21 protein-coding genes are annotated in these 25,044 nt (G+C 61.0%); 14 read left to right on the forward strand and 7 right to left on the reverse strand.

From position 1 onward, the window contains the following. The first annotated feature begins 29 nt into the window (after positions 1-29). Positions 30-2,666 (forward strand): phosphoenolpyruvate carboxylase, encoded by a 2,637-nt coding sequence (gene ppc, locus HMPREF3138_RS06175; RefSeq protein ID WP_038872687.1) that lies wholly within the window; start codon positions 30-32, stop codon positions 2,664-2,666. A gap of 112 nt (positions 2,667-2,778) precedes the next feature. Here the strand turns inward: ppc and metF are convergent, their stop codons facing one another. The 3 genes from metF to metB form a co-directional block, all read right to left on the reverse strand. Next, positions 2,779-3,675 carry a methylenetetrahydrofolate reductase gene (gene metF, locus HMPREF3138_RS06180; RefSeq protein WP_033645217.1) on the reverse strand — a complete coding sequence of 299 codons (897 nt, stop codon included), beginning with the start codon at positions 3,673-3,675 and terminating at the stop codon, positions 2,779-2,781. A 228-nt stretch (positions 3,676-3,903) separates the two neighbouring features. Next, a complete protein-coding gene (locus HMPREF3138_RS06185) occupies positions 3,904-6,339 on the reverse strand; it encodes a bifunctional aspartate kinase/homoserine dehydrogenase II (RefSeq protein WP_038872682.1) in 2,436 nt (811 codons plus the stop codon). Between the two features lie 2 nt (positions 6,340-6,341). After that, a complete protein-coding gene (gene metB / locus HMPREF3138_RS06190; protein WP_038872679.1) occupies positions 6,342-7,502 on the reverse strand; it encodes a cystathionine gamma-synthase in 1,161 nt (386 codons plus the stop codon). 304 nt (positions 7,503-7,806) lie between these two features. On the opposite strand from metB, the gene metJ reads away from it, so the two are divergent. Then, positions 7,807-8,124 carry a met regulon transcriptional regulator MetJ gene (gene metJ / locus HMPREF3138_RS06195; RefSeq protein ID WP_004931076.1) on the forward strand — a complete coding sequence of 106 codons (318 nt, stop codon included), beginning with the start codon at positions 7,807-7,809 and terminating at the stop codon, positions 8,122-8,124. Between the two features lie 77 nt (positions 8,125-8,201). On the opposite strand, the gene rpmE is transcribed toward metJ, so the two are convergent. Then, a complete protein-coding gene (gene rpmE / locus HMPREF3138_RS25180) occupies positions 8,202-8,417 on the reverse strand; it encodes a 50S ribosomal protein L31 (RefSeq protein WP_004931078.1) in 216 nt (71 codons plus the stop codon). Positions 8,418-8,616: 199 nt separating this feature from the next. Between rpmE and priA the strand changes: the two genes are divergently transcribed. From priA to rraA, 7 genes are all read left to right on the forward strand, one after another. Next, positions 8,617-10,812: a primosomal protein N' gene (priA, locus tag HMPREF3138_RS06200; protein WP_038872724.1), complete on the forward strand. Its 2,196-nt coding sequence runs from the start codon at positions 8,617-8,619 to the stop codon at positions 10,810-10,812. 291 nt (positions 10,813-11,103) lie between these two features. Continuing rightward, entirely contained in the window at positions 11,104-12,132 is a 1,029-nt protein-coding gene (cytR, locus tag HMPREF3138_RS06205) for a DNA-binding transcriptional regulator CytR (protein WP_038872675.1), read from the forward strand. A 65-nt stretch (positions 12,133-12,197) separates the two neighbouring features. Continuing rightward, positions 12,198-13,133 carry a cell division protein FtsN gene (ftsN, locus tag HMPREF3138_RS06210; protein ID WP_038872673.1) on the forward strand — a complete coding sequence of 312 codons (936 nt, stop codon included), beginning with the start codon at positions 12,198-12,200 and terminating at the stop codon, positions 13,131-13,133. Between the two features lie 102 nt (positions 13,134-13,235). Next, positions 13,236-13,766, forward strand: coding sequence for an ATP-dependent protease subunit HslV (gene hslV, locus HMPREF3138_RS06215; RefSeq protein ID WP_004931085.1), 531 nt, complete (start codon positions 13,236-13,238; stop codon positions 13,764-13,766). A 12-nt stretch (positions 13,767-13,778) separates the two neighbouring features. Beyond that, positions 13,779-15,113 (forward strand): HslU--HslV peptidase ATPase subunit, encoded by a 1,335-nt coding sequence (hslU, locus tag HMPREF3138_RS06220; protein WP_038872670.1) that lies wholly within the window; start codon positions 13,779-13,781, stop codon positions 15,111-15,113. A 96-nt stretch (positions 15,114-15,209) separates the two neighbouring features. Further along, positions 15,210-16,127: a 1,4-dihydroxy-2-naphthoate polyprenyltransferase gene (locus tag HMPREF3138_RS06225; protein ID WP_038872667.1), complete on the forward strand. Its 918-nt coding sequence runs from the start codon at positions 15,210-15,212 to the stop codon at positions 16,125-16,127. Between the two features lie 75 nt (positions 16,128-16,202). Beyond that, positions 16,203-16,688 carry a ribonuclease E activity regulator RraA gene (gene rraA, locus HMPREF3138_RS06230; RefSeq protein ID WP_038872664.1) on the forward strand — a complete coding sequence of 162 codons (486 nt, stop codon included), beginning with the start codon at positions 16,203-16,205 and terminating at the stop codon, positions 16,686-16,688. Between the two features lie 60 nt (positions 16,689-16,748). Here rraA and zapB read toward each other — a convergent pair whose 3' ends face one another. Beyond that, positions 16,749-16,988, reverse strand: a complete 240-nt coding sequence (zapB, locus tag HMPREF3138_RS06235; protein WP_004931092.1) for a septal ring assembly protein ZapB — start codon at positions 16,986-16,988, stop codon at positions 16,749-16,751. Positions 16,989-17,513: 525 nt separating this feature from the next. On the opposite strand from zapB, the gene HMPREF3138_RS06240 reads away from it, so the two are divergent. The 3 genes from HMPREF3138_RS06240 (at position 17,514) to glpX (ending at position 21,049) form a co-directional block, all read left to right on the forward strand. Beyond that, positions 17,514-18,359, forward strand: a complete 846-nt coding sequence (locus HMPREF3138_RS06240) for an MIP/aquaporin family protein (protein WP_038872721.1) — start codon at positions 17,514-17,516, stop codon at positions 18,357-18,359. A gap of 42 nt (positions 18,360-18,401) precedes the next feature. Then, on the forward strand, positions 18,402-19,910 hold the full coding sequence (gene glpK, locus HMPREF3138_RS06245; RefSeq protein ID WP_038872661.1) for a glycerol kinase GlpK: 1,509 nt from the start codon (positions 18,402-18,404) through the stop codon (positions 19,908-19,910). Positions 19,911-20,038: 128 nt separating this feature from the next. Next, positions 20,039-21,049, forward strand: a complete 1,011-nt coding sequence (gene glpX, locus HMPREF3138_RS06250) for a class II fructose-bisphosphatase (protein ID WP_038872658.1) — start codon at positions 20,039-20,041, stop codon at positions 21,047-21,049. Positions 21,050-21,089: 40 nt separating this feature from the next. Here glpX and tehA read toward each other — a convergent pair whose 3' ends face one another. Together tehA and emrD are read right to left on the reverse strand one after the other, a co-directional pair. Continuing rightward, a complete protein-coding gene (gene tehA / locus HMPREF3138_RS06255) occupies positions 21,090-22,064 on the reverse strand; it encodes a dicarboxylate transporter/tellurite-resistance protein TehA (RefSeq protein ID WP_038872655.1) in 975 nt (324 codons plus the stop codon). Between the two features lie 134 nt (positions 22,065-22,198). Continuing rightward, positions 22,199-23,383 carry a multidrug efflux MFS transporter EmrD gene (emrD, locus tag HMPREF3138_RS06260; RefSeq protein ID WP_004931102.1) on the reverse strand — a complete coding sequence of 395 codons (1,185 nt, stop codon included), beginning with the start codon at positions 23,381-23,383 and terminating at the stop codon, positions 22,199-22,201. A gap of 297 nt (positions 23,384-23,680) precedes the next feature. Here emrD and HMPREF3138_RS06265 point away from each other — a divergent pair, with 297 nt between their 5' ends. Together HMPREF3138_RS06265 and fpr are read left to right on the forward strand one after the other, a co-directional pair. Continuing rightward, entirely contained in the window at positions 23,681-24,292 is a 612-nt protein-coding gene (locus HMPREF3138_RS06265) for a helix-turn-helix transcriptional regulator (RefSeq protein ID WP_038872652.1), read from the forward strand. Positions 24,293-24,295: 3 nt separating this feature from the next. Further along, positions 24,296-25,042, forward strand: coding sequence for a ferredoxin--NADP(+) reductase (fpr, locus tag HMPREF3138_RS06270; protein WP_038872649.1), 747 nt, complete (start codon positions 24,296-24,298; stop codon positions 25,040-25,042). The last annotated feature ends 2 nt before the right edge of the window (positions 25,043-25,044 follow it).

A 25,044-nucleotide genomic window follows, 5' to 3' on the forward strand; every position in this document is an offset into this window, starting at 1 on the left:
AAATCATACAGAACTGGGTCAGGGGTTATATGAACGAACAATATTCGGCAATGCGCAGTAATGTCAGTATGCTCGGCAAATTGCTCGGCGATACCATCAAAGAAGCGCTGGGCGAGCATATTCTCGATCGCGTTGAGACCATCCGTAAGCTTTCCAAATCTTCACGCGCCGGCAACGAAGCGCATCGCCAGGAGCTGCTCTCCACCCTGCAGAACCTGTCCAACGACGAGTTGCTGCCGGTGGCGCGCGCCTTCAGCCAGTTCCTCAACCTGACCAACGTCGCCGAGCAGTACCACAGCATTTCGCCCAACGGCGAAGCCGCCAGCAACCCGGAAGCGCTGGCGCAGCTGTTCAGCCGCCTCAAAGACAAAAAGCTCAGCGACAAAGAGCTGCAGCACGCGGTGTCGCAACTTTCCATCGAGCTGGTGCTGACGGCGCACCCGACGGAGATCACCCGCCGCACCCTGATCCACAAGCTGGTGGAGGTCAACACCTGCCTCAGCCAGCTCGATCACAACGATCTGGCCGACTACGAGCGCAACAAGATCATGCGCCGCCTGCGCCAACTGGTGGCCCAGTCGTGGCACACCGATGAAATTCGCAAACATCGCCCCTCCCCGATCGACGAAGCCAAATGGGGCTTCGCGGTGGTAGAAAACAGCCTGTGGGAAGGCGTGCCGGCGTTCCTGCGCGAGTTCAACGAGCAGTTGGAAAACTCCATCAATTACAGCCTGCCGGCGGAAGCGGTGCCGGTGCGCTTCACCTCCTGGATGGGCGGCGACCGCGACGGCAACCCGAACGTGACCGCCGAAATCACCCGCCATGTGCTGCTGCTCAGCCGCTGGAAAGCCTGCGACCTGTTCACCCGCGATATCCAGGTGCTGGTCTCCGAGCTGTCGATGACCGAATGCACCCCGGAGCTGCGCGCCCGCGCCGGCGGTGACGAGGTGCAGGAACCGTACCGCGAAATCATGAAGCAGCTGCGCAGCCAGCTGATGAGCTCCCAGGCCTATCTGGAAGGCCGCCTGAAGGGCGAACGCGTGCTGAAGCCGCACGACCTGCTGGTGAACAACGAGCAGCTGTGGGAGCCGCTGTATGCCTGCTACCAATCGCTGCAGGCCTGCGGTATGGGCATCATCGCCAACGGTCAGCTGCTGGATACCCTGCGCCGCGTGCGCTGCTTCGGCGTACCGCTGGTGCGCATCGACGTGCGCCAGGAAAGCACCCGCCATACCGAAGCCATCGCCGAGCTGACCCGTTATCTGGGGCTGGGCGACTATGAAAGCTGGTCAGAAGCCGATAAACAGGCGTTCCTGATCCGCGAACTGAACTCCAAACGCCCGCTGGTGCCGCTGAAGTGGCAACCGAGCGCCGACACGCAGGAAGTGCTGGAAACCTGCCGGGTGATCGCCGAAGCGCCGCAGGGCTCGATTGCCGCCTACGTGATTTCGATGGCGCGCACGCCTTCCGACGTGCTGGCGGTACACCTGCTGCTGAAAGAGGCCGGCTGCCCGTTCGCGCTGCCCGTCGCTCCGCTGTTCGAAACCCTCGACGATCTGAACAACGCCGACGACGTGATGACCCAGTTGCTGAACATCGACTGGTATCGCGGCTTTATTCAGGGCAAACAGATGGTAATGATCGGCTACTCCGACTCGGCGAAAGACGCCGGCGTGATGGCCGCTTCCTGGGCACAGTACCGTGCGCAGGACGCCTTGATCAAAACCTGTGAAAAAGCCGGCGTGGCGCTGACGTTGTTCCATGGGCGCGGCGGCTCCATCGGCCGCGGCGGCGCACCGGCGCATGCGGCGCTGCTGTCGCAGCCGCCGGGCAGCCTGAAGGGCGGCCTGCGCGTCACCGAACAGGGCGAGATGATCCGCTTCAAATTCGGCCTGCCTGAAGTCACCATCAGCAGCCTGGCGCTGTATGCCGGGGCGATCCTCGAGGCCAACCTGCTGCCGCCGCCGGAACCGAAGAAAGAATGGCGGGCGTTGATGGACGATCTGTCCGAGACCTCCTGCCGGATGTATCGCGGCTACGTGCGTGAAAACCCGGACTTCGTGCCTTACTTCCGCGCGGCCACGCCGGAGCTGGAGCTGGGTAAACTGCCGCTGGGCTCACGCCCGGCCAAACGCAAGCCGAACGGCGGCGTGGAAAGCCTGCGCGCCATTCCGTGGATCTTCGCCTGGACGCAGAACCGCCTGATGCTGCCGGCCTGGCTCGGCGCCGGCGCCGGATTACAGGAAGCGGTGAAAGCCGGCAAGCAGGCGGAGCTGGAGGCGATGTGTCGCGACTGGCCGTTCTTCTCCACCCGCATCGCCATGCTGGAAATGGTGTTCGCCAAGGCCGACCTGTGGCTGGCGGAATACTACGATCAACGCCTGGTGGATAAATCGCTGTGGCCGCTGGGCCAACAGCTGCGCGATCAGCTGGAAAGCGACATCAAGGTGGTGCTGACCATCGCCAACGATGCGCACCTGATGGAAGACCTGCCGTGGATTGCCGAATCCATCGCGCTGCGCAACGTTTACACCGACCCGCTGAACGTCTTGCAGGCCGAGCTGCTGCACCGTTCGCGTCAGCAGGAACAGCCGGACGCCCGCGTCGAGCAGGCCCTGATGGTCACCATCGCCGGCGTCGCCGCCGGGATGCGCAACACCGGCTAGTGAGCCTACCTAATCGCGGCCCCGTTTATCGGGGCCGTTTTTTTATGCCTTTCCCCCACAAAAAAAGGGCGCCGCGGTAAAGCGACGCCCATTTTTCAATGGGACAAGCCTGTCAGGCTGCGGCCACCGGGCGCACGCCCAGCGTGTGGCAGATCGCGTAACTCATCTCTGCACGGTTCAGCGTATAGAAGTGGAAATCTTTCACCCCTTCGCGGCTGAGGATCTTCACCATGTCCATGGCGATGTTGGCACCGACCATTTTGCGGGTCTCCGCATCGTCGTCCAGCCCTTCGAACATGCTGGTCATCCAGCTTGGCACCCGCACGTTGGTCATGGTGGCGAAGCGCTGCAGCTGCTTGAAGTTGGACACCGGCAGAATGCCCGGCACGATTTCCACGTCGATACCGGCGGCGACGCAGCGGTCGCGGAAGCGCAGGTAGCTCTCAACGTCGAAGAAGAACTGGGTGATGGCGCGGCTGGCGCCGGCGTCGATCTTGCGCTTCAGGTTAATCAAATCGGCCTGGGCGCTCTTCGCCTCCGGGTGCACTTCCGGGTAGGCAGCGACGGAAATGTCGAAGTCGCCCACGTCTTTCAGCAGCGCCACCAGATCGGTCGCGTACATTTCCGGCTTGCCGCCGCCCGGCGGCAGATCGCCGCGCAGCGCCACGATATGGCGGATGCCGCTGTTCCAGTAATCGGTCGCGATGTCGCGCAGCTGCGCCGGGCTGGCGTCGATGCAGGTCAGGTGCGGCGCCGCCTCAAGGCCAGTGCGCTCCTTGATACCCTTGATGATGCTGTGGGTGCGATCGCGCTCGCCGGAGTTGGCACCGTAGGTGACGGAAACGAATTTGGGTTTGAGGATGCTCAGACGATCGATCGACTGCCACAGGGTCTCTTCCATCTCGCTGGTGCGCGGCGGGAAGAACTCGAATGATACGTTAATCTGGCCGTTCAACTCCGCCAGACTCTGATTCAGCGCTTCCCGCTGGTTTGCGTGGAAAAAGCTCATACCCTGCTCACCTCTTATCGATCACTGTTTTTATTTCATTTTTATGAGCATCTATACGTTTAGACGTCTAGATAGAAAATGCCGCATGTTGGCTAAAGAGTCAACAGGAAAATGAGGGGAATAAGATGATTAATCTTCACCCGCTCAACGAGGGAATTTCATGACGGCGGCAGGGATAAGTATGGCAGGAAAAGCAAAGGGGCGCGGTGAACCCGCGCCCGCAGAGGACTAAAGCAGCTGTGCCAGCCGGTTAAGGTCTGACTGGATCGCGCCGGCGGTCACGTCGCGGCCGGCGCCCGGCCCGCGGATCACCAGCGGATTATCGCGATACCAGCGGCTTTCGATGGCGAACACGTTGTCGCACGGCAGCAGCGAGGCCAGCGGATGCTCAGGACGCACCGCCTCCACGCCGACCCGCGCCTTACCGTTGGCATCGAAACGCGCCACGTGACGCAACACCAGGCCCATTTCGCTGGCGGCCTCAAAGCGCTGCTGCATCTGTTGGTTCAGCGCCTCGCCGTTCTCGAAGAACTGATCGACGGAGCCCAGCTCGCAGCCCGCCGGCACCAGCGACTCGACCCGCACCTGGTTCGGTTCGATGTCGTAGCCCGCTTCGCGCGCCAGGATCACCAGCTTGCGCATCACGTCCTGACCGGAGAGATCGACCCGCGGATCCGGTTCGGTCAGCCCCTGCTGCCAGGCCTGATCCACCAGTTCGGTAAACGGCACCGTGCCGTCATACTGCAAGAACAGCCAGGAAAGCGTGCCGGAGAAGATGCCGCTGATTGCCAAAATACTGTCGCCGCTGTCGCGCAGATCGCGCACCGTATGGTTGACCGGCAGCCCGGCGCCGACGGTGGCGTTATACAGCCAGTGGCGGCCGGTTTTGGCGAAGGCGTCGCGAATTTGGCGATAGGTATCGCTGCACGAGGCACCCGCCAGCTTGTTGGCGCTGATCACGTGGAAACCGTAGCTGGCGAAATCCAGATACTGCCCGGCCAGTTCTTCGCTGGCGGTCACATCGAGCACCACCAGATCGTCGAACGGGTGTGCGCGCATCCACAAGAACAGCGACTCTTCGTCAAGTTCCTGCGCTTCGTCCTCAAAGAACGCCAATGCACGGCTGGCATCCAGCCCGTCGTAGTTCAGCAGGCTGCGGCGGCTGTCCACCACCCCCGCCAGGATAAATTCGAAACCGCTGCGCGCGGAGATATTGGTCTGCTCACGGGCGAACAGCTCCAGCCAACGCGACCCGATGTTGCCCTTGCCGAACAGCACCAGACCGATGCGCTTCTCGGCACGGAACAGGCTTTGGTGCAGCCCCTGAATCAGCAGCGCGGTCGGCCCCTGGCGCAATACCGCCACCAGGCTGATGCCATCTTCAGCCTGCCAGATAAACTCGACCGGCTGATCTTTCAGTTGCTGATAGAAACGGTGGCTGTGCAGCGGGTTCTTGCATACCCCGGCGCCGACCATCGCCACCAGCGCCAACCCTTCGCGCAGGTGCAGTTCACCCGGCAGCGCCGAGGCCTGCAGGGTCGCCAGCGCGCTGTTGACCACCTCGGAGGTGTAGCACAGCTGTATCCGATTGCGGTCAGGATGGATGCCCACCGCCAGCGGTTTGATCTGTGCGCGCTTGAGCACCAGATCCAATTCTTTCTGCGCCAGTTTGAAGTCGTGCTGAGCGGCGACGTGCAGCTCAATCAGACACACGTCATCGTGGCTGGTGACAATCTTGGCGCCGGTGCCGGACGCCAATACGCGCTCGATGCGCGTCGAGCCCTGCTCCGGCTGGTAGCTGCAGCGCAGCTGAAGATCGATATCGCTGCCGGAGACCGGCTGCAGGGTGCGGGTATGCAGCACCGGCGCCGCCAGGCGCGCCAGCTCGCTGGCTTCATCCAGGCGCAGCAGCGGCAGCAGGCAGGCGTCTTTCACCTTGCGAGGGTCGGCGCTGTACACCCCGGCCACGTCGCTCCAGATGGTGACGCGCGCCGCGCCGGCCAACGCGCCGACCTGAGTGGCAGAGTAGTCGCTGCCGTTGCGCCCCAACAGCACGGTTTCCCCGGCGTCGTTGCGCGAAATGAAGCCGGTCACCACCAGGCGCTTGCCCGGATGTTGGGCCAACAATTGTTGCAGCAGCGGATAAGAACGGCCTTCATCCACCTGCGGCTGCGCGGCGCGCTCGGCGCGCAGGAAATCACGCGCATCCAGCCAGGCCGCCTGCATATCCAGGTGGTTGAGCACCGCCGCCATCAGGCGCGCCGACCAGATCTCGCCGTGCCCGACCACTTCGGCATAGCACACCTCGTCGACTTTGCCGTCCAGCAACACCGCCAGACGTTCCAGATCCTGAATGAACTCGGCGATCAGCGGCTCGGCGCTTTCCGCCGGCAGCAGGCCGCCGATAAGATCGCTGTGATAGCGGCGCAACGTCTGCTGCACCTGGTGCGCAGACAGGCGATCGCTCTGGCTGAGCTTCAGCCAGTTGATCAACTGGTTGGTGGTACTGCCGGCGGCCGATACCACCATCATGTCGCCCGGCTGGCTGTATTCCGCCATAATCCCGGCCACACGCAGATAACACTTCACATCCGCCAGACTGCTGCCGCCAAACTTGTGCAGTTGACGCCCGCTCACCGGCCCTGCTACAGCAATTGCATTCATGCTTACCTCGTTGCCGCCGCCTGGAAAGCGCGTTCCAGATCGGCAATCAAATCTTCACTGTCTTCAATACCCACGGAAATGCGCAGCAGGCTCTCGGAGATGCCGGCCGCTGTCCGTGCCTCCGCCGCCATGCCGGCGTGGGTCATGGTCGCTGCATGCGAGATCAGGCTTTCTACGCCGCCCAGCGATTCTGCCAGAGTAAACAGCTCAAGGGCAGAGAGAAAACGGCGCAGCACCGCTTCATCGCCGTCCAGTTCAAAACTCAGCATCGCGCCGGAGCCGCGCTGCTGCCGGCGGGCGATCTCATGCCCCGGGTTTTCCGGTAGGGAAGGATGATACAGCTTTTTCACCAGCGGTTGCTGCTGTAAATAGCCGACAATCGCTTCGGCGTTTTGCTGCGCCGCCTTGATGCGCGGCGACAGCGTGCGCATGCCGCGCAGCAGCAGATAGCTGTCGAACGCGCCGCCGGTCACGCCGATATTGTTCGCCCACCAGGCCAATTCGACCGCCAGCTCGGGATCTTTAGCAATCACCGCGCCGGCCACCACGTCCGAATGCCCATTCAGGTATTTGGTGCAAGAATGGACCACCAGATCGGCACCGAGTTCGATCGGCTGTTGCAGGGCCGGGCTGAGGAAGGTGTTGTCCACCACCGTCAACGCGCCCGCCGCGTGTGCGGCGGTGCAGATCGCCGCAATGTCCACCACGCGCAGCAGCGGATTGCTGGGGCTTTCAATCAGCACCAGCTTCGGCTTTTGCGCCAGCGCCTGCTGCAGGGCGGCTTCATTACCCTGATCGACGAACAGCACGCGATAGGCGCCGCGCTTGCTCAGGCTGTCGAACAACCGATAGCTGCCGCCGTAGCAGTCGTGCGGCGCCACCAGCAGATCGCCCGGCTTCAGCAGCACGGTGGTCACCAGATGGATCGCCGACATCCCGCTGCCGGTCATCACCGCGCCGGCGCCGCCTTCCAGCTCCGCCAACGCGCGTTGCACCACGTCGCGCGTCGGGTTGCCGCGGCGCGAGTAATCATGGGCTCGGGGTTGGTTGAAGTCGGTAAAGTTATAGGTGCTGGACAGATGAATCGGCGGGACAACGCAGCCATACTGTTCGTCGTCGTTCAGGCCGCTGCGTACGGCAATCGTGGCTGGTTTACGCGTCATGGGCTCGCTCGGCTCTCGGTTCGGTGAATGAGGCCTAAAGAGTAATCGCAGGATTGATAGACGTCAATACATCTGGACATCTAAACTTCTCTGCGTATAGATTGAGCAATGGCACAATACCCGCTAAAATTATGCCGATATGACATGACGATAAGATGTTAAGCCACAATGTCCGCCCGAGGCGGGGCATTCAGTGACCCTGGTCGCGTAAAATTGACATTTATTTAGTGAGAACAGTGAAGATCGGGCATAATTGGCCGGTTTTTAGAATTTTGTAATTTTTCTGACAAAGTTAAGGTGTCCCATGGCTGAGTGGAACGGCGAGTATGTCAGCCCTTACGCTGAACACGGTAAAAAAAGCGAGCAAGTCAAAAAGATCACGGTATCCATTCCGCTGAAGGTCCTGAAAATCCTCACCGACGAACGGACCCGTCGCCAGGTGAACAACCTGCGCCACGCCACCAACAGCGAACTGCTGTGCGAAGCGTTTCTGCATGCCTTTACCGGCCAGCCGCTGCCGAACGATGAAGACCTGCGCAAAGAGCGCAGCGATGAAATCCCGGAAGCCGCAAAAGCGTTGATGCGCGAACTGGGTGTCGATCCCGATACCTGGGAATATTGAGAACCGTCCGGCGAACGCCGGCGGCAGAAACGAAAAAAGGCGCCAAAGGCGCCTTTTTCATCGGACGATAAGAAATCTTATTTCTTAGCGCCTGGTACGCTGAAACGCTTGTTGAAGCGGTCAACGCGGCCACCGGTAGCAACATCACGCTGCTTGCCAGTGTAGAACGGGTGGCATGCGCCACAAACGTCCAGGTTCAGATCGTGGCCCACGGTGGAGCGGATCTTCATCACGTTACCGCAAGAGCAGTTAGCAGTAACTTCTTCGTATTTTGGGTGGATACCTTGTTTCATGGGAAACCTCAGTTAAGGCCGTGTCGCTATCCAGCCCTGTTTCGCCAGACACCACACGTGGTTGATAATAGAATTTTGGTATCGAATTATACCAAAGGCGGCAAATTATACAGCATTAGTCGAGGCGCGCAATCGGAACCGTACATTTGCCGATGCGCCGTGTAAACTGATGCCCACTTTTTTCAATTTGGATGAGATCATGCCCGTCGTACACGTTGCCTTGCCGGTCCCCCTCGCCCGCACCTTCGACTATCTGCTGCCGCCCGGCATGCAGCCGGTGGCCGGCGCGCGCGTGGGCGTGCCCTGGGGCAGGCAGCATGCGATCGGCATCGTCACCGGCTGCAGCGACACCAGCGAACTGCCGCTGGACAAGCTCAAACCGATCGACAGCGTGATCGACGCCGAGTCGCTGTTCTCCCCTAGCCTGTGGCGCATCCTGCGCTGGGCCAGCGATTACTATCACTACCCCATTGGCGAAGTGCTGTTCCATGCGCTGCCGATCCTGCTGCGGCAAGGCAAACCGGCCGAGGCCGCGCCGCTGTGGCAATGGTTCGCCACCGAAGAGGGGCGCGCCACCCCGCCCGAAAGCCTGAAACGCGCGCCGAAACAGCAGCAGGCGCTGGCGGCGCTGTTGCAACGCCCGGTCTATCGCCACCAGGTCAGCCAGCTGGAGCTGACGGAAAGCGCCCTGCAGGCGCTGCGCGCCAAAGGGCTGATCGATCTGCGCGCTCAGGTCGCGGATACGCACGACTGGCGCCCCAACTTTGCGGTGCTCGGCGAGCGGCTGCGGCTGAACACCGAACAGGCTACCGCCGTCGGGGCGATCAGAAGCGAGGATGAGCAGTTCGCCGCCTGGCTGCTGGCCGGGGTGACCGGCTCCGGCAAGACCGAGGTCTACCTCAGCGTGCTGGAGAACGTGCTGGCCAAAGGCCGGCAGGCGCTGGTGCTGGTGCCGGAAATCGGCCTGACACCGCAAACCATCGCCCGCTTTCGCGAGCGCTTCAACGCGCCGGTAGACGTACTGCACTCCGGCCTGAACGACAGCGAGCGGCTGGCGGTTTGGCTACGCGCGCGCAGCGGCGAAGCCGCCATCGTCATCGGCACCCGCTCAGCGCTGTTCACGCCGTTCCGTCAGCTGGGCGTGATCATCATCGACGAAGAGCACGACAGCTCTTATAAGCAGCAGGAAGGCTGGCGCTACCACGCCCGCGATCTGGCGGTGTTCCGCGCCCGGGAAGAGGACATCCCGATGGTGATGGGCTCCGCGACCCCGGCATTGGAAACGCTGCACAACGTGCAGCTGGGCAAATATCGCCAGTTAAAGCTCACCCAGCGCGCAGGCAACGCCAAACCGGCGGCGCAGCATCTGATCGATCTGAAAGGGTTGCCGCTGAAGGTCGGCCTGTCGCAGCCGCTGCTGAAGAGCATGCAGCACCATTTAAAAGCCGGCAATCAGGTGATGCTGTTCCTCAACCGCCGCGGTTACGCCCCGGCGCTGCTGTGCCACGAGTGCGGCTGGATCGCCGAGTGCCAGCGCTGCGATCACTATTACACCTTCCACCAGCATCAGCGCCAGCTGCGCTGCCACCACTGCGACAGCCAGCGGCCGGTGCCGCACCAGTGCCCGCAGTGCGGCTCGACCCACCTGGTGTCGGTCGGCGTCGGCACCGAACAGCTGGAACATGAGCTGGCACCGCTGTTCCCCGATACGCCGATCACCCGCATCGATCGCGACACCACCAGCCGTAAAGGCGCGCTGGAGCAGCACCTGGCGGATATCCATCGCGGCGAAGCGCGCATTCTGATCGGCACGCAGATGCTGGCCAAGGGCCACCATTTTCCCGACGTCACCCTGGTGGCGTTGCTGGACGTGGACGGCGCGCTGTTCTCCGCCGACTTCCGCTCCGCCGAGCGTTTCGCTCAGCTGTATACCCAGGTCTCCGGGCGGGCCGGCCGGGCGGGCAAGCAGGGGGAAGTGCTGCTGCAAACCCACCATCCGGAGCACCCGCTGCTGCAGGTGCTGCTGCAACAGGGTTATGACGCCTTCGCCAAACAGACGCTGGCGGAGCGCAACAGCGTGTTTCTGCCGCCTTACACCAGCCACATCATCGTGCGCGCCGAAGATCACGACAACCAGCAGGCCCCGCTGTTCCTGCAGCAGCTGCGTAACCTGCTGGAAGCCAGCCCGCTGAAGGACGATTCGCTGTGGGTGATGGGCCCGGTGCCGGCGCTGCAGTCCAAACGCGGCGGCCGTTTCCGCTGGCAGCTGCTGCTGCAGCACCCGACGCGGCGCGTCCTGCAACAGCTGATGAAAAGCTCGCTGCCGCTGATCGGCACCCTGCCGCAAACGCGCAAGGTGAAATGGACGCTGGATGTCGATCCGATCGACAGCTGATCCCGGAAAAGTCCGATTTAGCTGCCGCAGTGCAAACGTTTACCCTTGAAATTGCGAGCGAACGCTAAAAAACCTTCTCAGGTCACATTTTTTATGCAAATTAGGTAACAAAGGCGGGGCGTATTCTGTTTAGAATGTCTGCGAGGGCAAATTTTGTCGCCACATCGCAGCGCGACGGAGTGCCCGAACGCGAGTGGCGCTCAATGACAACAATCTCGCCACCGCATGCCGGACATTGTGAGCAAACAGCAGTAGTGGCGTCGGCATGGGGCTGACGCAAGGAGAAAGGCGTTGGAACACAAGAAAGAGTTATCCATGGCGACCATGAAAGACGTCGCCGAAATGGCGGGCGTTTCAACGGCTACCGTATCGCGTGCGCTGATGAACCCGGAAAAGGTGTCAACGCCGACGCGCCAGAAAGTGGAACAGGCCGTCCTGGCCGTGGGTTATTCTCCTCATGCTCTGTCACGCAATATCAAGCGCAACGAATCCCGCACCATCCTGGTGATCGTGCCCGACATCTGCGATCCGTTCTTCGCCGATGTGATCCAGGGGATCGAACAGACCGCCGCCCAACAAGGCTATCTGGTGCTGATCGGCGACTGCGCGCAGCAAAACCAGCAAGAGCGCACCTTCGTCAATCTGATCATCACCAAGCAGATCGACGGCATGCTGCTGCTGGGCTCCAACCTGCCGTTCGACGCCAGCAAGGAAGAACAGCGCAACCTGCCGCCAATGGTGATGGCCAACGAGTTCGCCCCCGAGCTGGAACTGCCGACGGTGCACATCGACAACCTGACCGCCGCCTTTGAAGCCGTGCATTATTTGCATCAATTGGGCCACCGGCAGATCGCCTGCGTCGCCGGGCCGGAACAGATGCCGCTGAGCCATTATCGGCTGCAGGGTTACGTTCAAGCGCTACGTCGTAATGGCATTACCGTCGAAAGCAGCTATATTACCCGGGGTGATTTTACCTACGAAGCCGGCGCGCAAGCGCTGACGGCGCTGATGGCGCAGCCGAAACCGCCAACGGCGGTATTCTGCCACAGCGACGTCATGGCGATCGGCGTGCTGTCCCAGGCGAAGAAAATGGGGCTGCGGATACCGCAGGATCTGTCGATCGTCGGCTTTGACGACCTCAAGCTGGCGCAGTATTGCGATCCGCCGCTGACCACGGTGGCGCAGCCGCGCTTCCAGATCGGCCAGCAGGCGATGTTGTTGCTGCTGGAGCAGTTGAACGGCCAGACGGTGGCCAGCGGCTCCCGGCTATTGGACAGTGAATTGATTATCAGAGGCAGCACCGCTGCCCCGAAACGCTAGTCAAATATTTTAGGGTTCAGTAACATGACGGACTTATCCTCTCATCAGGACACAGCGGAATAATAGTGGCACAAAAAGACTATGTAAGCCGTGGGCGCGCAGCAGGAGCTAAGCGTAAAACCCCCAGCCGTAAAAAACGCAGTTCTCCGAAGGTTTCCAAAACCGTGCTGGCGTTAGCCGCCGCGTTGCTGGTTGTCTTTGTCGGTGGCCTCTATTTCATTACGCACAACAAGCCGGAAGACGCGCCGTTGTTGCCTGCGCACACCACGCGCCCCGGCAACGGCCTGCCGCCGAAGCCGGAAGAGCGCTGGCGCTACATCAAAGAGCTGGAAAACCGGCAGATCGGCGTGCAAACCCCGACCGAACCGACGGCCGGCGGCGAGCTCAATTCCAAAACTCAGCTGACCGCCGAACAGCGGCAGCTGCTGGAGCAGATGCAGGCCGATATGCAGCAGCGCCCGACGCAGCTGAACGAAGTGCCGTATAACGATCCGGGCCAGGCCAACGCGCGCAGCACCCGCCAGCAGCAGCAGATGCAACAACAGCAAATGCAGCAGCAGCCGGTACAGCAACAGCAGCAGGTCAGCCAGCCGCCGCGCAACCCGTTCAGCAACGGGGCCACTACCGCGCCGGTGCAGCAGCACCCGCAGCCAAAACCGACTGTCCAGCAACCGGTGCAGGTGAAACAGCCGGAGCCGAAGCCGCAACCGAAGCCGGAGCCCAAACCGGAAGTGAAGCAGGAAACGGCCAAGCAGGAAACCAAACCGGAATCGAAACAGAAGTGGATGGTGCAATGCGGTTCGTTCCGCGCCACCGATCAGGCTGAATCCGTGCGTGCGCGCCTGGCGTTCGAAGGCATCGAGAGCCGCATCACCGCCGGCGGCGGTTGGAATCGCGTGGTACTCGGCCCATACAGCAGCCGCGCCGCCGCGGACAAAACCCTTTCGCGCCTGAAAGGCGTCGGCATGTCGAGTTGCATTCCCCTCTCCGTTGGGGGTTGAAAAGCGTCAATCCCCCCCCATCTATACTCTCAATATGCCTCGTAGCGTCTGCGAAAGCAGGCGCTGCGGGGACTTCTTTCCGTCTTTAACGAGGGTCTGCTCGTGACAACAATTGTAAGCGTACGCCGCAACGGCCAGGTCGTCATCGGTGGTGATGGCCAGGCAACCCTGGGTAATACGGTGATGAAGGGTAACGTCAAGAAAGTGCGTCGCCTGTATAACGACAAAGTGATCGCCGGTTTCGCCGGTGGCACCGCTGACGCCTTCACGCTGTTTGAACTGTTTGAACGCAAACTGGAAATGCATCAGGGCCACCTGGTGAAAGCCGCCGTCGAGCTGGCGAAAGACTGGCGCACCGACCGCATGCTGCGCAAGCTCGAAGCGCTGCTGGCGGTCGCCGATGAAACCGCCTCGCTGATCATCACCGGCAACGGCGATGTGGTGCAGCCGGAAAACGATCTGATCGCCATCGGCTCCGGCGGCCCGTACGCCCAGGCCGCAGCCCGCGCCATGTTGGAAAATACCGAGCTGAGCGCCCGCGACATCGTTGAGAAATCCCTCAACATCGCCGGCGACATCTGTATTTACACCAACCATTTCCACACCATTGAAGAATTGCCTTCCAAAGCGTAAGGATCGAATACCATGTCTGAAATGACCCCGCGCGAGATCGTCAGCGAACTGGACAGCTATATCATTGGCCAAAACAAGGCCAAACGCGCTGTCGCCATTGCCCTGCGCAACCGCTGGCGCCGGATGCAGCTCAACGAGATGCTGCGTCACGAAGTGACCCCGAAAAACATTCTGATGATCGGCCCGACCGGCGTCGGTAAAACCGAAATCGCCCGTCGTCTGGCGAAGCTGGCCAACGCGCCGTTCATCAAGGTTGAAGCCACCAAGTTCACCGAAGTGGGCTATGTGGGCAAAGAAGTGGATTCCATCATCCGCGATCTGACCGATGCCGCCATCAAAATGGTGCGCATGCAGTCGATCGAGAAAAACCGCACCCATGCCGAAGAGTTGGCCGAAGAGCGCATTCTCGACGTGCTGATCCCGCCGGCCAAGAACAACTGGGGCCAGCCGGAAGAGCATCAGGAGCCGTCTGCCGCTCGCCAGGCATTCCGTAAGAAACTGCGCGAAGGCCAGCTGGACGACAAAGAGATCGAAATCGATCTGGCCGCGGCGCCGATGGGCGTGGAAATCATGGCGCCTCCGGGCATGGAAGAGATGACCAACCAGCTGCAATCGATGTTCCAGAACCTCGGCGGCCAGAAGCAAAAGCCGCGCAAGGTGAAGATCAAAGAAGCCTTCAAGCTGCTGGTGGAAGAAGAAGCCGCCAAGCTGGTGAACCCGGAAGAGCTGAAAGAGCAGGCGATCGAAGCGGTTGAACAGCACGGCATCGTGTTTATCGACGAGATCGACAAAATCTGTAAGCGCGGCGGCCAGAGCTCCGGCCCGGACGTCTCGCGCGAAGGCGTGCAGCGCGATCTGCTGCCGCTGGTGGAAGGCTGCACCGTGTCGACCAAGCACGGTATGGTGAAGACCGACCACATCCTGTTCATCGCTTCCGGCGCGTTCCAGACCGCCAATCCGTCGGATCTGATCCCGGAACTGCAGGGCCGTCTGCCGATCCGCGTTGAGCTGCAGGCGCTGACCACCGAAGACTTCGAGCGCATCCTGACCGAGCCGAGCGCGTCGCTGACCGAGCAGTACAAAGCGCTGATGGGCACCGAAGGCGTCAACATCGAGTTCACCGCCGACGGCATCCGCCGCATCGCCGAAGCCGCGTGGCAGGTCAACGAAAGCACCGAGAACATCGGCGCGCGTCGTCTGCACACCGTGCTGGAACGTCTGATGGAAGATATTTCCTACGATGCGAGTGAAATTAATGGCCAATCCATTACAATTGATGCGGATTACGTGCGCAGTCATCTGGATGAACTGGTGGCGGATGAAGATTTGAGTCGTTTTATCCTATAATCGCTCAATCATTGTCTTGTCAGTCATCTGTGTGGGAGGCATTGCCTCCCACAATTATTTCTAACGGACACCGCAACTCACTGACAGAAGCGAAACATGAGCTCATCAACCTCCACCACCCCGATCTCCGCCTGGCTGGAAAGTCTACGCCCCCGCACCCTGCCGCTGGCCTTTGCCTCCATCGTGGTCGGCTCGGCCATCGCCGCCTGGCACGGCAGCCTGAAACCTGAAGTGGCGCTGCTGGCGCTGTTGACCGCCGGCCTGCTGCAGATCCTCTCCAACCTGGCGAACGACTACGGCGATGCGGTCAAAGGCAGCGATAAAGAAGATCGCATCGGGCCGTTGCGCGGCATGCAAAAAGGCATGATCACCCAGGCACAGATGAAACGGGCGCTGGTGGTGACGGTGGTGCTGATCGCCCTCGCCGGCTGTTCGCTGATCGCCGTCGCCTGCGAACAACCCAGCGACGTAGTAGGCTTCCTGGTGCTGGGCGGGCTGTCTATCGTGGCGGCCATCACCTATACCGTCGGCAACAAGCCCTACGGGTATTTGGGGCTGGGCGACATCTCGGTGCTGGTGTTCTTCGGCTGGCTGAGCGTGGCCGGCACCTACTATCTGCAAACGCACACCTTCGACAGCGTCGTGATGCTGCCGGCCACCGCCTGTGGCCTGCTGGCGACGGCGGTGCTCAACATCAACAATCTGCGCGATATCGAGAGCGATCGCGAGAACGGTAAGAACACGCTGGCGGTGCGTCTCGGCCCGCACAAGGCGCGCATTTACCATGCCCTACTGCTCGGCGGCGCGGTGCTGTGTTTCGCGCTGTTTACACTGTTCAATCTCCACAGCCCGTGGGGCTGGCTGTTCGTGCTGGCGATCCCGCTGTTGGTGCGCCACGGCCTGCGCGTGCTGCGCGATCCGACGCCGGTCGGCATGCGGCTGATGCTGGAACACATGGTCAAGGCGGCGTTGCTGGCCAACCTGCTGTTCGCCATCGGCGTGGCGCTCAGTTAAAAACTGATGATTTTGCCAACAGGGCGAATAAAGGGATATACTGAACATTCCAGCGGCAAACAGACGTAAAATCCTATGAAATACGATACTTCCGAACTTTGCGACATCTATCATGAAGAGGTGAACGTTGTTGAACCTCTGTTCTCCAATTTTGGCGGGCGTACTTCATTTGGCGGGCAGATCACCACGGTGAAATGCTTTGAGGATAACGGCCTGTTGTTCGATCTGCTTGAAGAAAACGGCCGCGGCCGCGTGCTGTTGGTCGACGGCGGCGGTTCGGTTCGCCGGGCGCTGATCAACGCCGAACTGGCGCGCCTGGCCGCCCAGAACGAATGGGAAGGCATCGTGGTGTACGGCGCGGTGCGTCAGGTGGACGATCTGGAAGAGCTCGACATCGGCATTCAGGCAATGGCGGCGATCCCGGTGGGTGCCGTGAGCGAAGGCGTGGGCGAAAGCGATATCCGCGTCAACTTCGGTGGCGTCACCTTCTTCTCCGGCGATCACCTGTATGCCGACAACACCGGCATCATCCTCTCCGAAGACCCGCTCGACATCGAGTGATTTTCGGTCATGAAAAAGGGCGCCTAAGGCGCCCTTTTCGTTGCTGCATGGCGTGAGGAATCAGACCTCTTCCATTTTGCCCAGCAGAGCACGCAGGCGATCTTGCCATACGTGCTGTTCTTCTTTCAGCTGTTGGTTTTCGCGCACCAGCGCTTCGTGGTTGCCGGAGGCAGCCTGAACTTCCTGCGACAGAGAGTTGTTTTTGTCTTTCAGCTCTTCAATTTCCATCTGCAACAAGGTGATGGTATCAATCGCCTGCTGTACTTTTGCTTCCAGTTTCTCAAATACTTCAAATGACATGCTTCAGTCCCCTCATGATAGCAAGGCGTACATCTATAAGTAGCGGCCGCAACGTCGGCTGCAGCTACTGCGAATATTGCATCGCGCTCAGTGACGCGCGCCGTTACGGAAGGCGCGCCAGTCTCGATTCGTTAAAAACGATTGTAAGTAGCCAGTCTCCGCCTGTCTAGCAACATACCGGATCATCGCGCAGTCTGTTGCAATTTTCCTGCCCCCACCATCAGCAAAAACTGAAAATCCCCGCCGCCACCGCCGCGAGTTGTTAACAACCCTCGCCAAACCACTGGTCAGATCACACTTTTATGGCTCAGAAAGAACACTAAACGACGCGAAATCGCTCAATTTTATGACGCGCCACACACATTTTGATTTCGCTATTTCTCGTTTATGTTCGTTAACGATAAATTTACATCACGTCCTTATTCAATAATTGGACGAGATGAAAAAAAACTGTGCCCATAGGCCGGATGTATACCCAACTGAGCCTATAAACCAACAACCGCCGTTTTGCAGGACAACAACATTATGAGCCAAACCACCAGTCCGACATTAAAAGGCCAGTGCATCGCCGAGTTCCTCGGCACGGCGCTGCTGATCTTCTTTGGCGTAGGCTGCGTTGCCGCGCTGAAACTGGCGGGCGCCAGCTTCGGCCAGTGGGAAATCAGCATCATTTGGGGCCTGGGCGTCGCCATGGCCATCTATCTGACCGCCGCCATTTCCGGCGCGCATCTCAACCCTGCGGTCACCCTCGCTCTGTGGCTGTTCGCCTGCTTCGACGGGCGCAAAGTGGTGCCTTACATCATTGCGCAGGTCGCCGGTGCCTTCTGCGCCGCTGCCCTGGTCTATGGGCTGTACTACAACCTGTTCTTCGACTTCGAAGCGGCTCACCACATGGTGCGCGGCAGCAACGAAAGCCTCGAACTGGCGGGCATCTTCTCGACTTACCCTAACGCGCACATCTCCGTCGGCCAGGCCTTCCTGGTAGAAACGGTGATCGCCGCCATTCTGATGTGCCTGATCCTGGCACTGACCGACGACGGCAACGGCATTCCGCGCGGCCCGCTGGCCCCGCTGCTGATCGGTATTCTGATTGCCGTGATCGGCGCCTCCATGGGACCATTGACCGGCTTTGCGTTGAACCCGGCGCGTGACTTCGGGCCGAAACTGTTCGCCTACCTGGCCGGCTGGGGCAAAGTCGCCTTCACCGGCGCACGCGACATCCCGTACTTCCTGGTGCCGATCTTCGCCCCTATCGTCGGCTGTGGCCTGGGCGCTTTCGGTTACCGCGCGCTGATTGGCCGCCACCTGCCGTGCGACGTCTGCGTGACGGAAGAAGAGCCTGATGCCAAGACCCAGCAGCGCAAAGCGTGATGGGTGCAGTTTTACACGGTTAACAACAGCAGGATAATTACCATGACTGTAGAAAAAAAATACATTGTCGCACTCGACCAAGGGACCACCAGCTCACGCGCCGTCGTGCTCGATCACGACGCCAACATCGTTGCGGTATCGCAGCGCGAATTCCCGCAGATCTATCCAAAGGCCGGCTGGGTTGAGCACGACCCGATGGAGATCTGGGCGTCGCAAAGCTCGACGCTGGTAGAAGTGCTGGCGAAAGCCGACATCAATTCCGATCAGATCGCCGGCATTGGCATCACCAACCAGCGCGAAACCACCATCGTCTGGGAAAAAGAGACCGGCAAGCCAATTTACAACGCCATCGTCTGGCAGTGCCGCCGCACCGCCGACATCTGCGAGAAGCTCAAGCGCGACGGGCTGGAAGAGTACATCCGTCACAACACCGGCCTGGTGGTTGACCCGTACTTCTCCGGCACCAAGGTGAAGTGGATCCTGGACAACGTCGAAGGCGCCCGCGAGCGCGCCAAGCGCGGCGAACTGCTGTTCGGCACCGTCGATACCTGGCTGGTGTGGAAAATGACCCAGGGGCGCGTACACGTTACCGATTACACCAACGCCTCACGCACCATGATGTTCAACATCCACGAGCTGGACTGGGATGAGCGCATGCTGGAAGTGCTGGATATCCCGCGCGCCATGCTGCCGAAAGTCCGTCCTTCCTCCGAGGTGTACGGCCAGACCAACATCGGCGGTAAAGGCGGCACGCGTATTCCTATCGCCGGTATCGCCGGTGACCAGCAGGCAGCGCTGTACGGCCAGCTGTGCGTTCAACCGGGCATGGCGAAGAACACCTACGGCACCGGCTGCTTCCTGCTGATGAACACCGGCAAAGAAGCGGTACGCTCGAAAAACGGCCTGCTGACCACCATCGCCTGCGGCCCGCGCGGCGAAGTGAACTATGCGCTGGAAGGCGCAGTGTTCATCGGCGGTGCGTCTATCCAGTGGTTGCGCGATGAGCTGAAACTGATCAGCGACGCCGCCGACTCCGAATACTTCGCCACCAAGGTGAAAGACAGCAACGGCGTCTATGTGGTGCCGGCCTTCACCGGCCTGGGCGCCCCTTACTGGGATCCGTATGCCCGCGGCGCCATCTTCGGCCTGACCCGTGGCGCCAACAGCAACCACATCATCCGCGCCACGCTGGAATCCATCGCCTTCCAGACCCGTGACGTGCTGGACGCCATGCAGGCCGACGCCAACACCCGCCTGCAATCGCTGCGCGTGGACGGCGGCGCGGTCGCCAACAACTTCCTGATGCAGTTCCAGTCCGATATCCTCGGCACCCGCGTAGAGCGTCCTGAAGTGCGTGAATCGACGGCGCTGGGTGCCGCGTTCCTGGCAGGCCTGGCCATCGGCTACTGGAACGATCTGGATGAAGTGAAGAGCAAAGCGGTGATTGAGCGCGAATTCCGCCCAAGCATCGAAACCACCGAACGCAACTACCGCTACAGCGGCTGGAAAAAAGCGGTGGCTCGTGCTCAGGCATGGGAAGATCACGAGTAATCCCGAAGCTGCCGTTTCTCCAACAAGCGCTGCCTGCGGGCGGCGCTTTTTTTTGCTCCGCCCCGCCGCCACCACGCTGTGATAGACTTTGCCGATATTTTCTTCCCTTTCTCACTGACAGGTTTGCCATGAAACGTGAATTAGCCATCGAATTTTCCCGCGTTACCGAAGCCGCCGCGCTGGCGGGCTACAAATGGCTGGGACGCGGCGACAAGAACGCCGCCGACGGTGCGGCGGTCCACGCCATGCGCATCATGCTCAACAAAGTGGATATCGATGGCCGCATCGTGATCGGCGAAGGCGAGATCGACGAAGCACCGATGCTGTATATCGGCGAACAGGTCGGCACCGGCCAGGGCGACGCGGTCGACATCGCGGTCGATCCGATCGAAGGCACCCGCATGACCGCCATGGGCCAGTCCAATGCGTTGGCCGTATTGGCGGTGGGCGATCGCGGCACCTTCCTGCACGCGCCGGACATGTACATGGAGAAGCTGGTGGTCGGCCCGGCGGCGCGCGGCGCCATCGATCTCGACCTGCCGCTGGCGGAGAATCTGCAGAACATCGCCGCACAGCTGGGCAAACCGCTGTCGCAGCTGACGGTGATCGTCTTGGCCAAACCGCGCCACGACGGCGTCATCGCGCAGATGCAACAGCTGGGCGTGCGGGTGTTCGCCATTCCTGACGGCGACGTGGCGGCCTCCATTCTCACCTGCATGCCGGAAAGCGAGGTCGATGTGATGTATGGCATCGGCGGCGCGCCGGAAGGGGTGATCTCAGCCGCGGTGATCCGCGCGCTGGACGGCGACATGCAGGCGCGTTTGCTGCCGCGCCATGAGGTGAAAGGCGACAGCGCCGAGAACCGCCGCATCGGCGAACAGGAGCTGGCGCGCTGCCGGGAAATGGGTATCGAGGCCGGTCAGGTGCTGCGCATGGACCAGATGGCGCGCAACGACAACGTGATCTTCTCCGCCACCGGCATCACCAAGGGCGATCTGCTGGAGGGCATCAGCCGCCAGGGCAACATGGCCACGACCGAAACCCTGCTGATCCGCGGCAAGTCGCGCACCATCCGCCGCATCCGTTCGACCCACTATCTGGATCGCAAAGACCCGGCGCTGCACGAGTTTTTGCTGTAAGCCGACAGGAGACCGCCCCCAGCAGCCGCTGAGGGCGGGTTCATCCCGCCACCGGCGTTTTGGCGGGCAGCAGTTTCCCACGCAACAGCAGCCACAGCGTCTTCACCATCAGGCCGATGAGCAGCAGGTTAGCCAACGCGAACAGCCCCCAGGCCAGCACTTGCATATCTGCCCCGCGCTGGCCCTGCAACAACCGCAGCGACGCGTTCGCCATCGCCGATAAGCCGAACGAGAAAGCCCACATGCCCGGGCTGAAGCCACCGGCAAAAAACCAACGCACCAACCTGAACATAAAAAACAGCTGCAGCAGGCCGTAGCCCAACAGGATTAAGGCGAACGTATCGAAGTCGTTGCCATTGACGCATAACCACGCGTAGCAGGCGACAAAAGCCGGAGCCAGCTGAATACCGATAACGCCGCGGGCGGCGGCCGGCAGCGCGGCCTTGGTACGCAGACGGTGGATGATGGCGGGTTCGAGGGTCAGCCATGAAATCAAACCGGCGCCAAGAAACATCATGCCGATATCAGGGTGGCCGGCGGTGCCAAACGCCATCGCGCAGATAAAGTTAGCGGCCACCGTCGGCAGGTAGAATCCCGGCGTCGTGGCCTCCGACGCGAACTCGCCGCGCCACAACGGCGCACAGCGCCAGGCCGAGAAGATGAGCTGGCCGACGGAGCCCGCGACCATCAGCCCATTCGCCAGCGGCAGGCTGTAGGGGGGCAGACCGATGGACACCAACACGCCGCCTGCCGGAAGCAGGCTGATAAAACTGAACTGAGTGTTGTTGCGAAACTCGTCACGCACCGCGCGTGGGTCAATCAGGCAGCGGCAGAGATAGATCAGCGCCAACGCCAGCCAGATAGCACTGCCGAGAAAGATGAGCGACTCACCCAGCCAGCCGGGCCCATAGCCGAGCGTGGCGGCGTATCGCCAGGCGCTGCCGAGGCCGAAAACCCCCAGAACCATCCCAAAGAAGCCGATGGGAACACGTTGAATGAACTGCAGTGATGACATAGCGAATAACCCGGAAAAATACTGTCGGTAAAGTGTATGCCGATCGCCTCAGCGCAGTAATAACCTGGGTCAAACCGGCGGCAGGACCTTAGTCGTCTTGCAAGACTAAGGCCTGCGCCGGTTCAGGAAGAGGGTTATGCGGTATGCCCCTGATGTTGCATCCGGTTGGACAGCGGCCACCAGCACAGCAGGATCAGCAGCGCCATCGCGAACATCAGCAATCCGAGGCTGAACTGCCCGGTTTGCGGCAGCATGGCAGAAAGCCAGGTCGCGAGACCCGATCCCATGTTCTGCATGCCGCCCACCAGCGCGCCCGCCGCGCCGGCCAGGTAAGGGAACGGCTCCATCGCCCCGGTGGTGGCCAGCGGGAACAGCATGCCGGCGCCGAAGAAGAACAGCGCGGCCGGCACGATCAGCGTCCAGATGTTCATCACGCCGAACCAGCCCGGGATCCACATCATCGCCCCCGCCAGCAGGCAGCTAATCACCGAATGCCACATCAGCGTATGGAAGGTCTTGCCGTCGCGCCCGGCGTACCAGGCGCCGAAAAACGCCGCCGGGATCGGCAGAATGAACAGGATGCTGACGGTCAGACCGCTCAGCCCCAACACGCCGCCCATCAACACGCCGCAGCTGGCCTCGAATACCGCAATCCCCGCCAGCGCGCCGATCAGCATCACCAGATAGCAGCTGAAGGTGCTGTCGCCCAGCAGCTGGCGAAAACTGGCCAGCATGCGGCGTTTTTCCGTCTGCACCGGGCGGGTCTCCGGCAACCAGCGAAACATGGCGAAGGCGACGCAGGCGCACAGCGCCAGCAGGAAGGCGTAACAGGCGCGCCAGCCGAACACCATCGCCAATGCGCCGCCGATCACCGGCGCCAACAGCGGGCTAACCAGAATCCCCATGTTCAGCAGGCTGTTGGCGTAGCGCAGCGCGGTGCCGGCATACAGATCGCGCGGCATGGTGCGCGCCATCACGCCCGCCACGCCGGTGCCCATGCCCTGAATCGCGCTGGCGGCGACCAGCATCGTCAGGTTGGTGGACAGCAGCGCGCCCAGCGCACCGACCAGGAAGATCATCATGCCGGTCAGGATCACCGGACGACGCCCGATACGATCCGATATCGGCCCGTAAATCAGCTGGGAGAAACCGTAGGTCAGCAGATATGCCGCCATCACCCGTTGCACGGCGCCGGTGCGAACCGACAGATCGTGGGCGATATCAGCAATCACGGGAACATAAATGGTTTGCGCCATCTGGCCGACGGCGACCAACAGGATAAGCATCACCAGCAGGTGAAAATTCTCTAGTTTTCTCATTATCTTCGTTAACGTTTCAACTCGTCACAGCGTCCCGGTATGGCCGTTGCAGCAGCCAGAACGGCGAGCAGCCCTCTATGGCGGCATAAACTAATCAAATCTGATTTTTTTAGCGAGTTTCAGGCAGATATTGATCCAGGTCACACTGGCAGCAAACCCGACCAGGCTCGTAAATTAAACTGTACGCCTAACGCTTTGGAGTTAAAAATAGCGCCCTTGCAGTAGCCGCGCTTTAGCATTTAATCGATAATTCTTTTCATCAACTTGAAATAAAATAACACCATAGGGATTTGGTTCATGAAAACACCTGAGCTGATTTTATTGCAGTTAAAGGCTCTCGGCCCGCACTCGGCCAAAATGCTGGCAGAGCGTCTGGACATCACGCCGATGGGCATCCGACAACATCTGCAATCCCTGGAAAAACGTGAGTTGGTTTGTTACGAAGAAGCGCGCAGCAAGGTCGGCCGCCCGACGCGCTACTGGTCACTGACCGAGCGAGGGCACGCCTTTGCCGCCGCCGATCAGGAGCGGCTGCGGGCATCCGCGCTGCAGCTGTTTGGCGGCGCCGGGGTGGAACCGTTGCTCAGCGCGCGCGAAGAGCAGCTTTATCTGCGTTATGCCGAAGAGCTGTCCGCCGAGCGCAGCCATCAGGACCGGTTAGCCCGCCTGGTGCGCCTGAGGCAACACGACGGTTACATGGCCGAATTGTTCGACCACCCGCACGGCGCGCTGTTGGTGGAAAACCACTGCCCGATTGGCGTGGCCGGTTCCAGCTGCAGCAGCCTGTGCAATTCCGAGCTGCAGCTGTTTCACCGCCTGTTCGGCAACGACTACCGGGTAGAGCGCACCGCGCACGCCATTTCCGGCTCACGACATTGTGCTTATTTGATTCGACCACGGGAGCTTTAGAGTATGGCTGAATGGGTAAACGGCAAGGTTACGCAGGTAAAACAATGGACCGACGGGCTGCTCAGCCTGGTGGTCAATGCCCCCATCGATCCTTTCACCGCCGGGCAATTTGCCAAGCTGGCGCTGGAGATCGACGGCGAACGGGTGCAACGCGCCTACTCCTACGTCAATGCCCCCGACGACGCCAATCTGGAGTTCTATCTGGTCACCGTGCCGGAAGGCAAACTGAGCCCGCGCCTCAGCCAGCTGCAGCCGGGCTCGGACGTGATGGTAACCAAAGAAGCGGCCGGCTTCTTCGTGCTGGACGAGGTGCCCGACTGCGATACGCTATGGATGCTGGCGACCGGCACCGCCATCGGCCCCTATTTATCGATTCTGCAGCAGGGCGCCGGCCTGGAGCGCTTCAACAACCTGGTGCTGGTGCACGCCGCGCGCTTTGCGCGTGACCTGAGCTACCTGCCGCTGATGCAGCAACTGCAGCAACGCTACAACGGCAAGCTGCGCATCCAGACCGTCGTCAGCCGCGAAGAGGCGCCAGGCTCATTGACCGGCCGCGTACCGGCGCTGATCGAGGACGGCCGGCTGGAAGCGGCGATCGGTTTGACTATCGACGCCGAAACCAGCCACGTGATGCTGTGCGGCAACCCGCAAATGGTGCGGGATACCCAGCAAACGCTGAAAGACCACCGCCAGATGCGCAAGCACCTGCGCCGCAAGCCGGGCCACATCACCAGCGAACACTACTGGTAACC

The organism is Serratia sp. HMSC15F11 (genome assembly GCF_001808215.1).
GTDB classification, from domain to species: Bacteria; Pseudomonadota; Gammaproteobacteria; order Enterobacterales; family Enterobacteriaceae; genus Serratia; species Serratia nevei.

What these genes read in the sequence shown, in the direction of transcription:
- ppc (WP_038872687.1), top strand. Translation starts at nt 30, where the DNA reads ATGAACGAACAATATTCGGCAATGCGCAGTAATGTCAGTATGCTCGGC.
- metF (WP_033645217.1), bottom strand. Translation starts at nt 3,675, where the DNA reads ATGAGCTTTTTCCACGCAAACCAGCGGGAAGCGCTGAATCAGAGTCTG.
- HMPREF3138_RS06185 (WP_038872682.1), bottom strand. Translation starts at nt 6,339, where the DNA reads ATGAATGCAATTGCTGTAGCAGGGCCGGTGAGCGGGCGTCAACTGCAC.
- metB (WP_038872679.1), bottom strand. Translation starts at nt 7,502, where the DNA reads ATGACGCGTAAACCAGCCACGATTGCCGTACGCAGCGGCCTGAACGAC.
- metJ (WP_004931076.1), top strand. Translation starts at nt 7,807, where the DNA reads ATGGCTGAGTGGAACGGCGAGTATGTCAGCCCTTACGCTGAACACGGT.
- rpmE (WP_004931078.1), bottom strand. Translation starts at nt 8,417, where the DNA reads ATGAAACAAGGTATCCACCCAAAATACGAAGAAGTTACTGCTAACTGC.
- priA (WP_038872724.1), top strand. Translation starts at nt 8,617, where the DNA reads ATGCCCGTCGTACACGTTGCCTTGCCGGTCCCCCTCGCCCGCACCTTC.
- hslU (WP_038872670.1), top strand. Translation starts at nt 13,779, where the DNA reads ATGTCTGAAATGACCCCGCGCGAGATCGTCAGCGAACTGGACAGCTAT.
- HMPREF3138_RS06225 (WP_038872667.1), top strand. Translation starts at nt 15,210, where the DNA reads ATGAGCTCATCAACCTCCACCACCCCGATCTCCGCCTGGCTGGAAAGT.
- rraA (WP_038872664.1), top strand. Translation starts at nt 16,203, where the DNA reads ATGAAATACGATACTTCCGAACTTTGCGACATCTATCATGAAGAGGTG.
- zapB (WP_004931092.1), bottom strand. Translation starts at nt 16,988, where the DNA reads ATGTCATTTGAAGTATTTGAGAAACTGGAAGCAAAAGTACAGCAGGCG.
- HMPREF3138_RS06240 (WP_038872721.1), top strand. Translation starts at nt 17,514, where the DNA reads ATGAGCCAAACCACCAGTCCGACATTAAAAGGCCAGTGCATCGCCGAG.
- glpK (WP_038872661.1), top strand. Translation starts at nt 18,402, where the DNA reads ATGACTGTAGAAAAAAAATACATTGTCGCACTCGACCAAGGGACCACC.
- glpX (WP_038872658.1), top strand. Translation starts at nt 20,039, where the DNA reads ATGAAACGTGAATTAGCCATCGAATTTTCCCGCGTTACCGAAGCCGCC.
- tehA (WP_038872655.1), bottom strand. Translation starts at nt 22,064, where the DNA reads ATGTCATCACTGCAGTTCATTCAACGTGTTCCCATCGGCTTCTTTGGG.
- emrD (WP_004931102.1), bottom strand. Translation starts at nt 23,383, where the DNA reads ATGAGAAAACTAGAGAATTTTCACCTGCTGGTGATGCTTATCCTGTTG.
- HMPREF3138_RS06265 (WP_038872652.1), top strand. Translation starts at nt 23,681, where the DNA reads ATGAAAACACCTGAGCTGATTTTATTGCAGTTAAAGGCTCTCGGCCCG.
- fpr (WP_038872649.1), top strand. Translation starts at nt 24,296, where the DNA reads ATGGCTGAATGGGTAAACGGCAAGGTTACGCAGGTAAAACAATGGACC.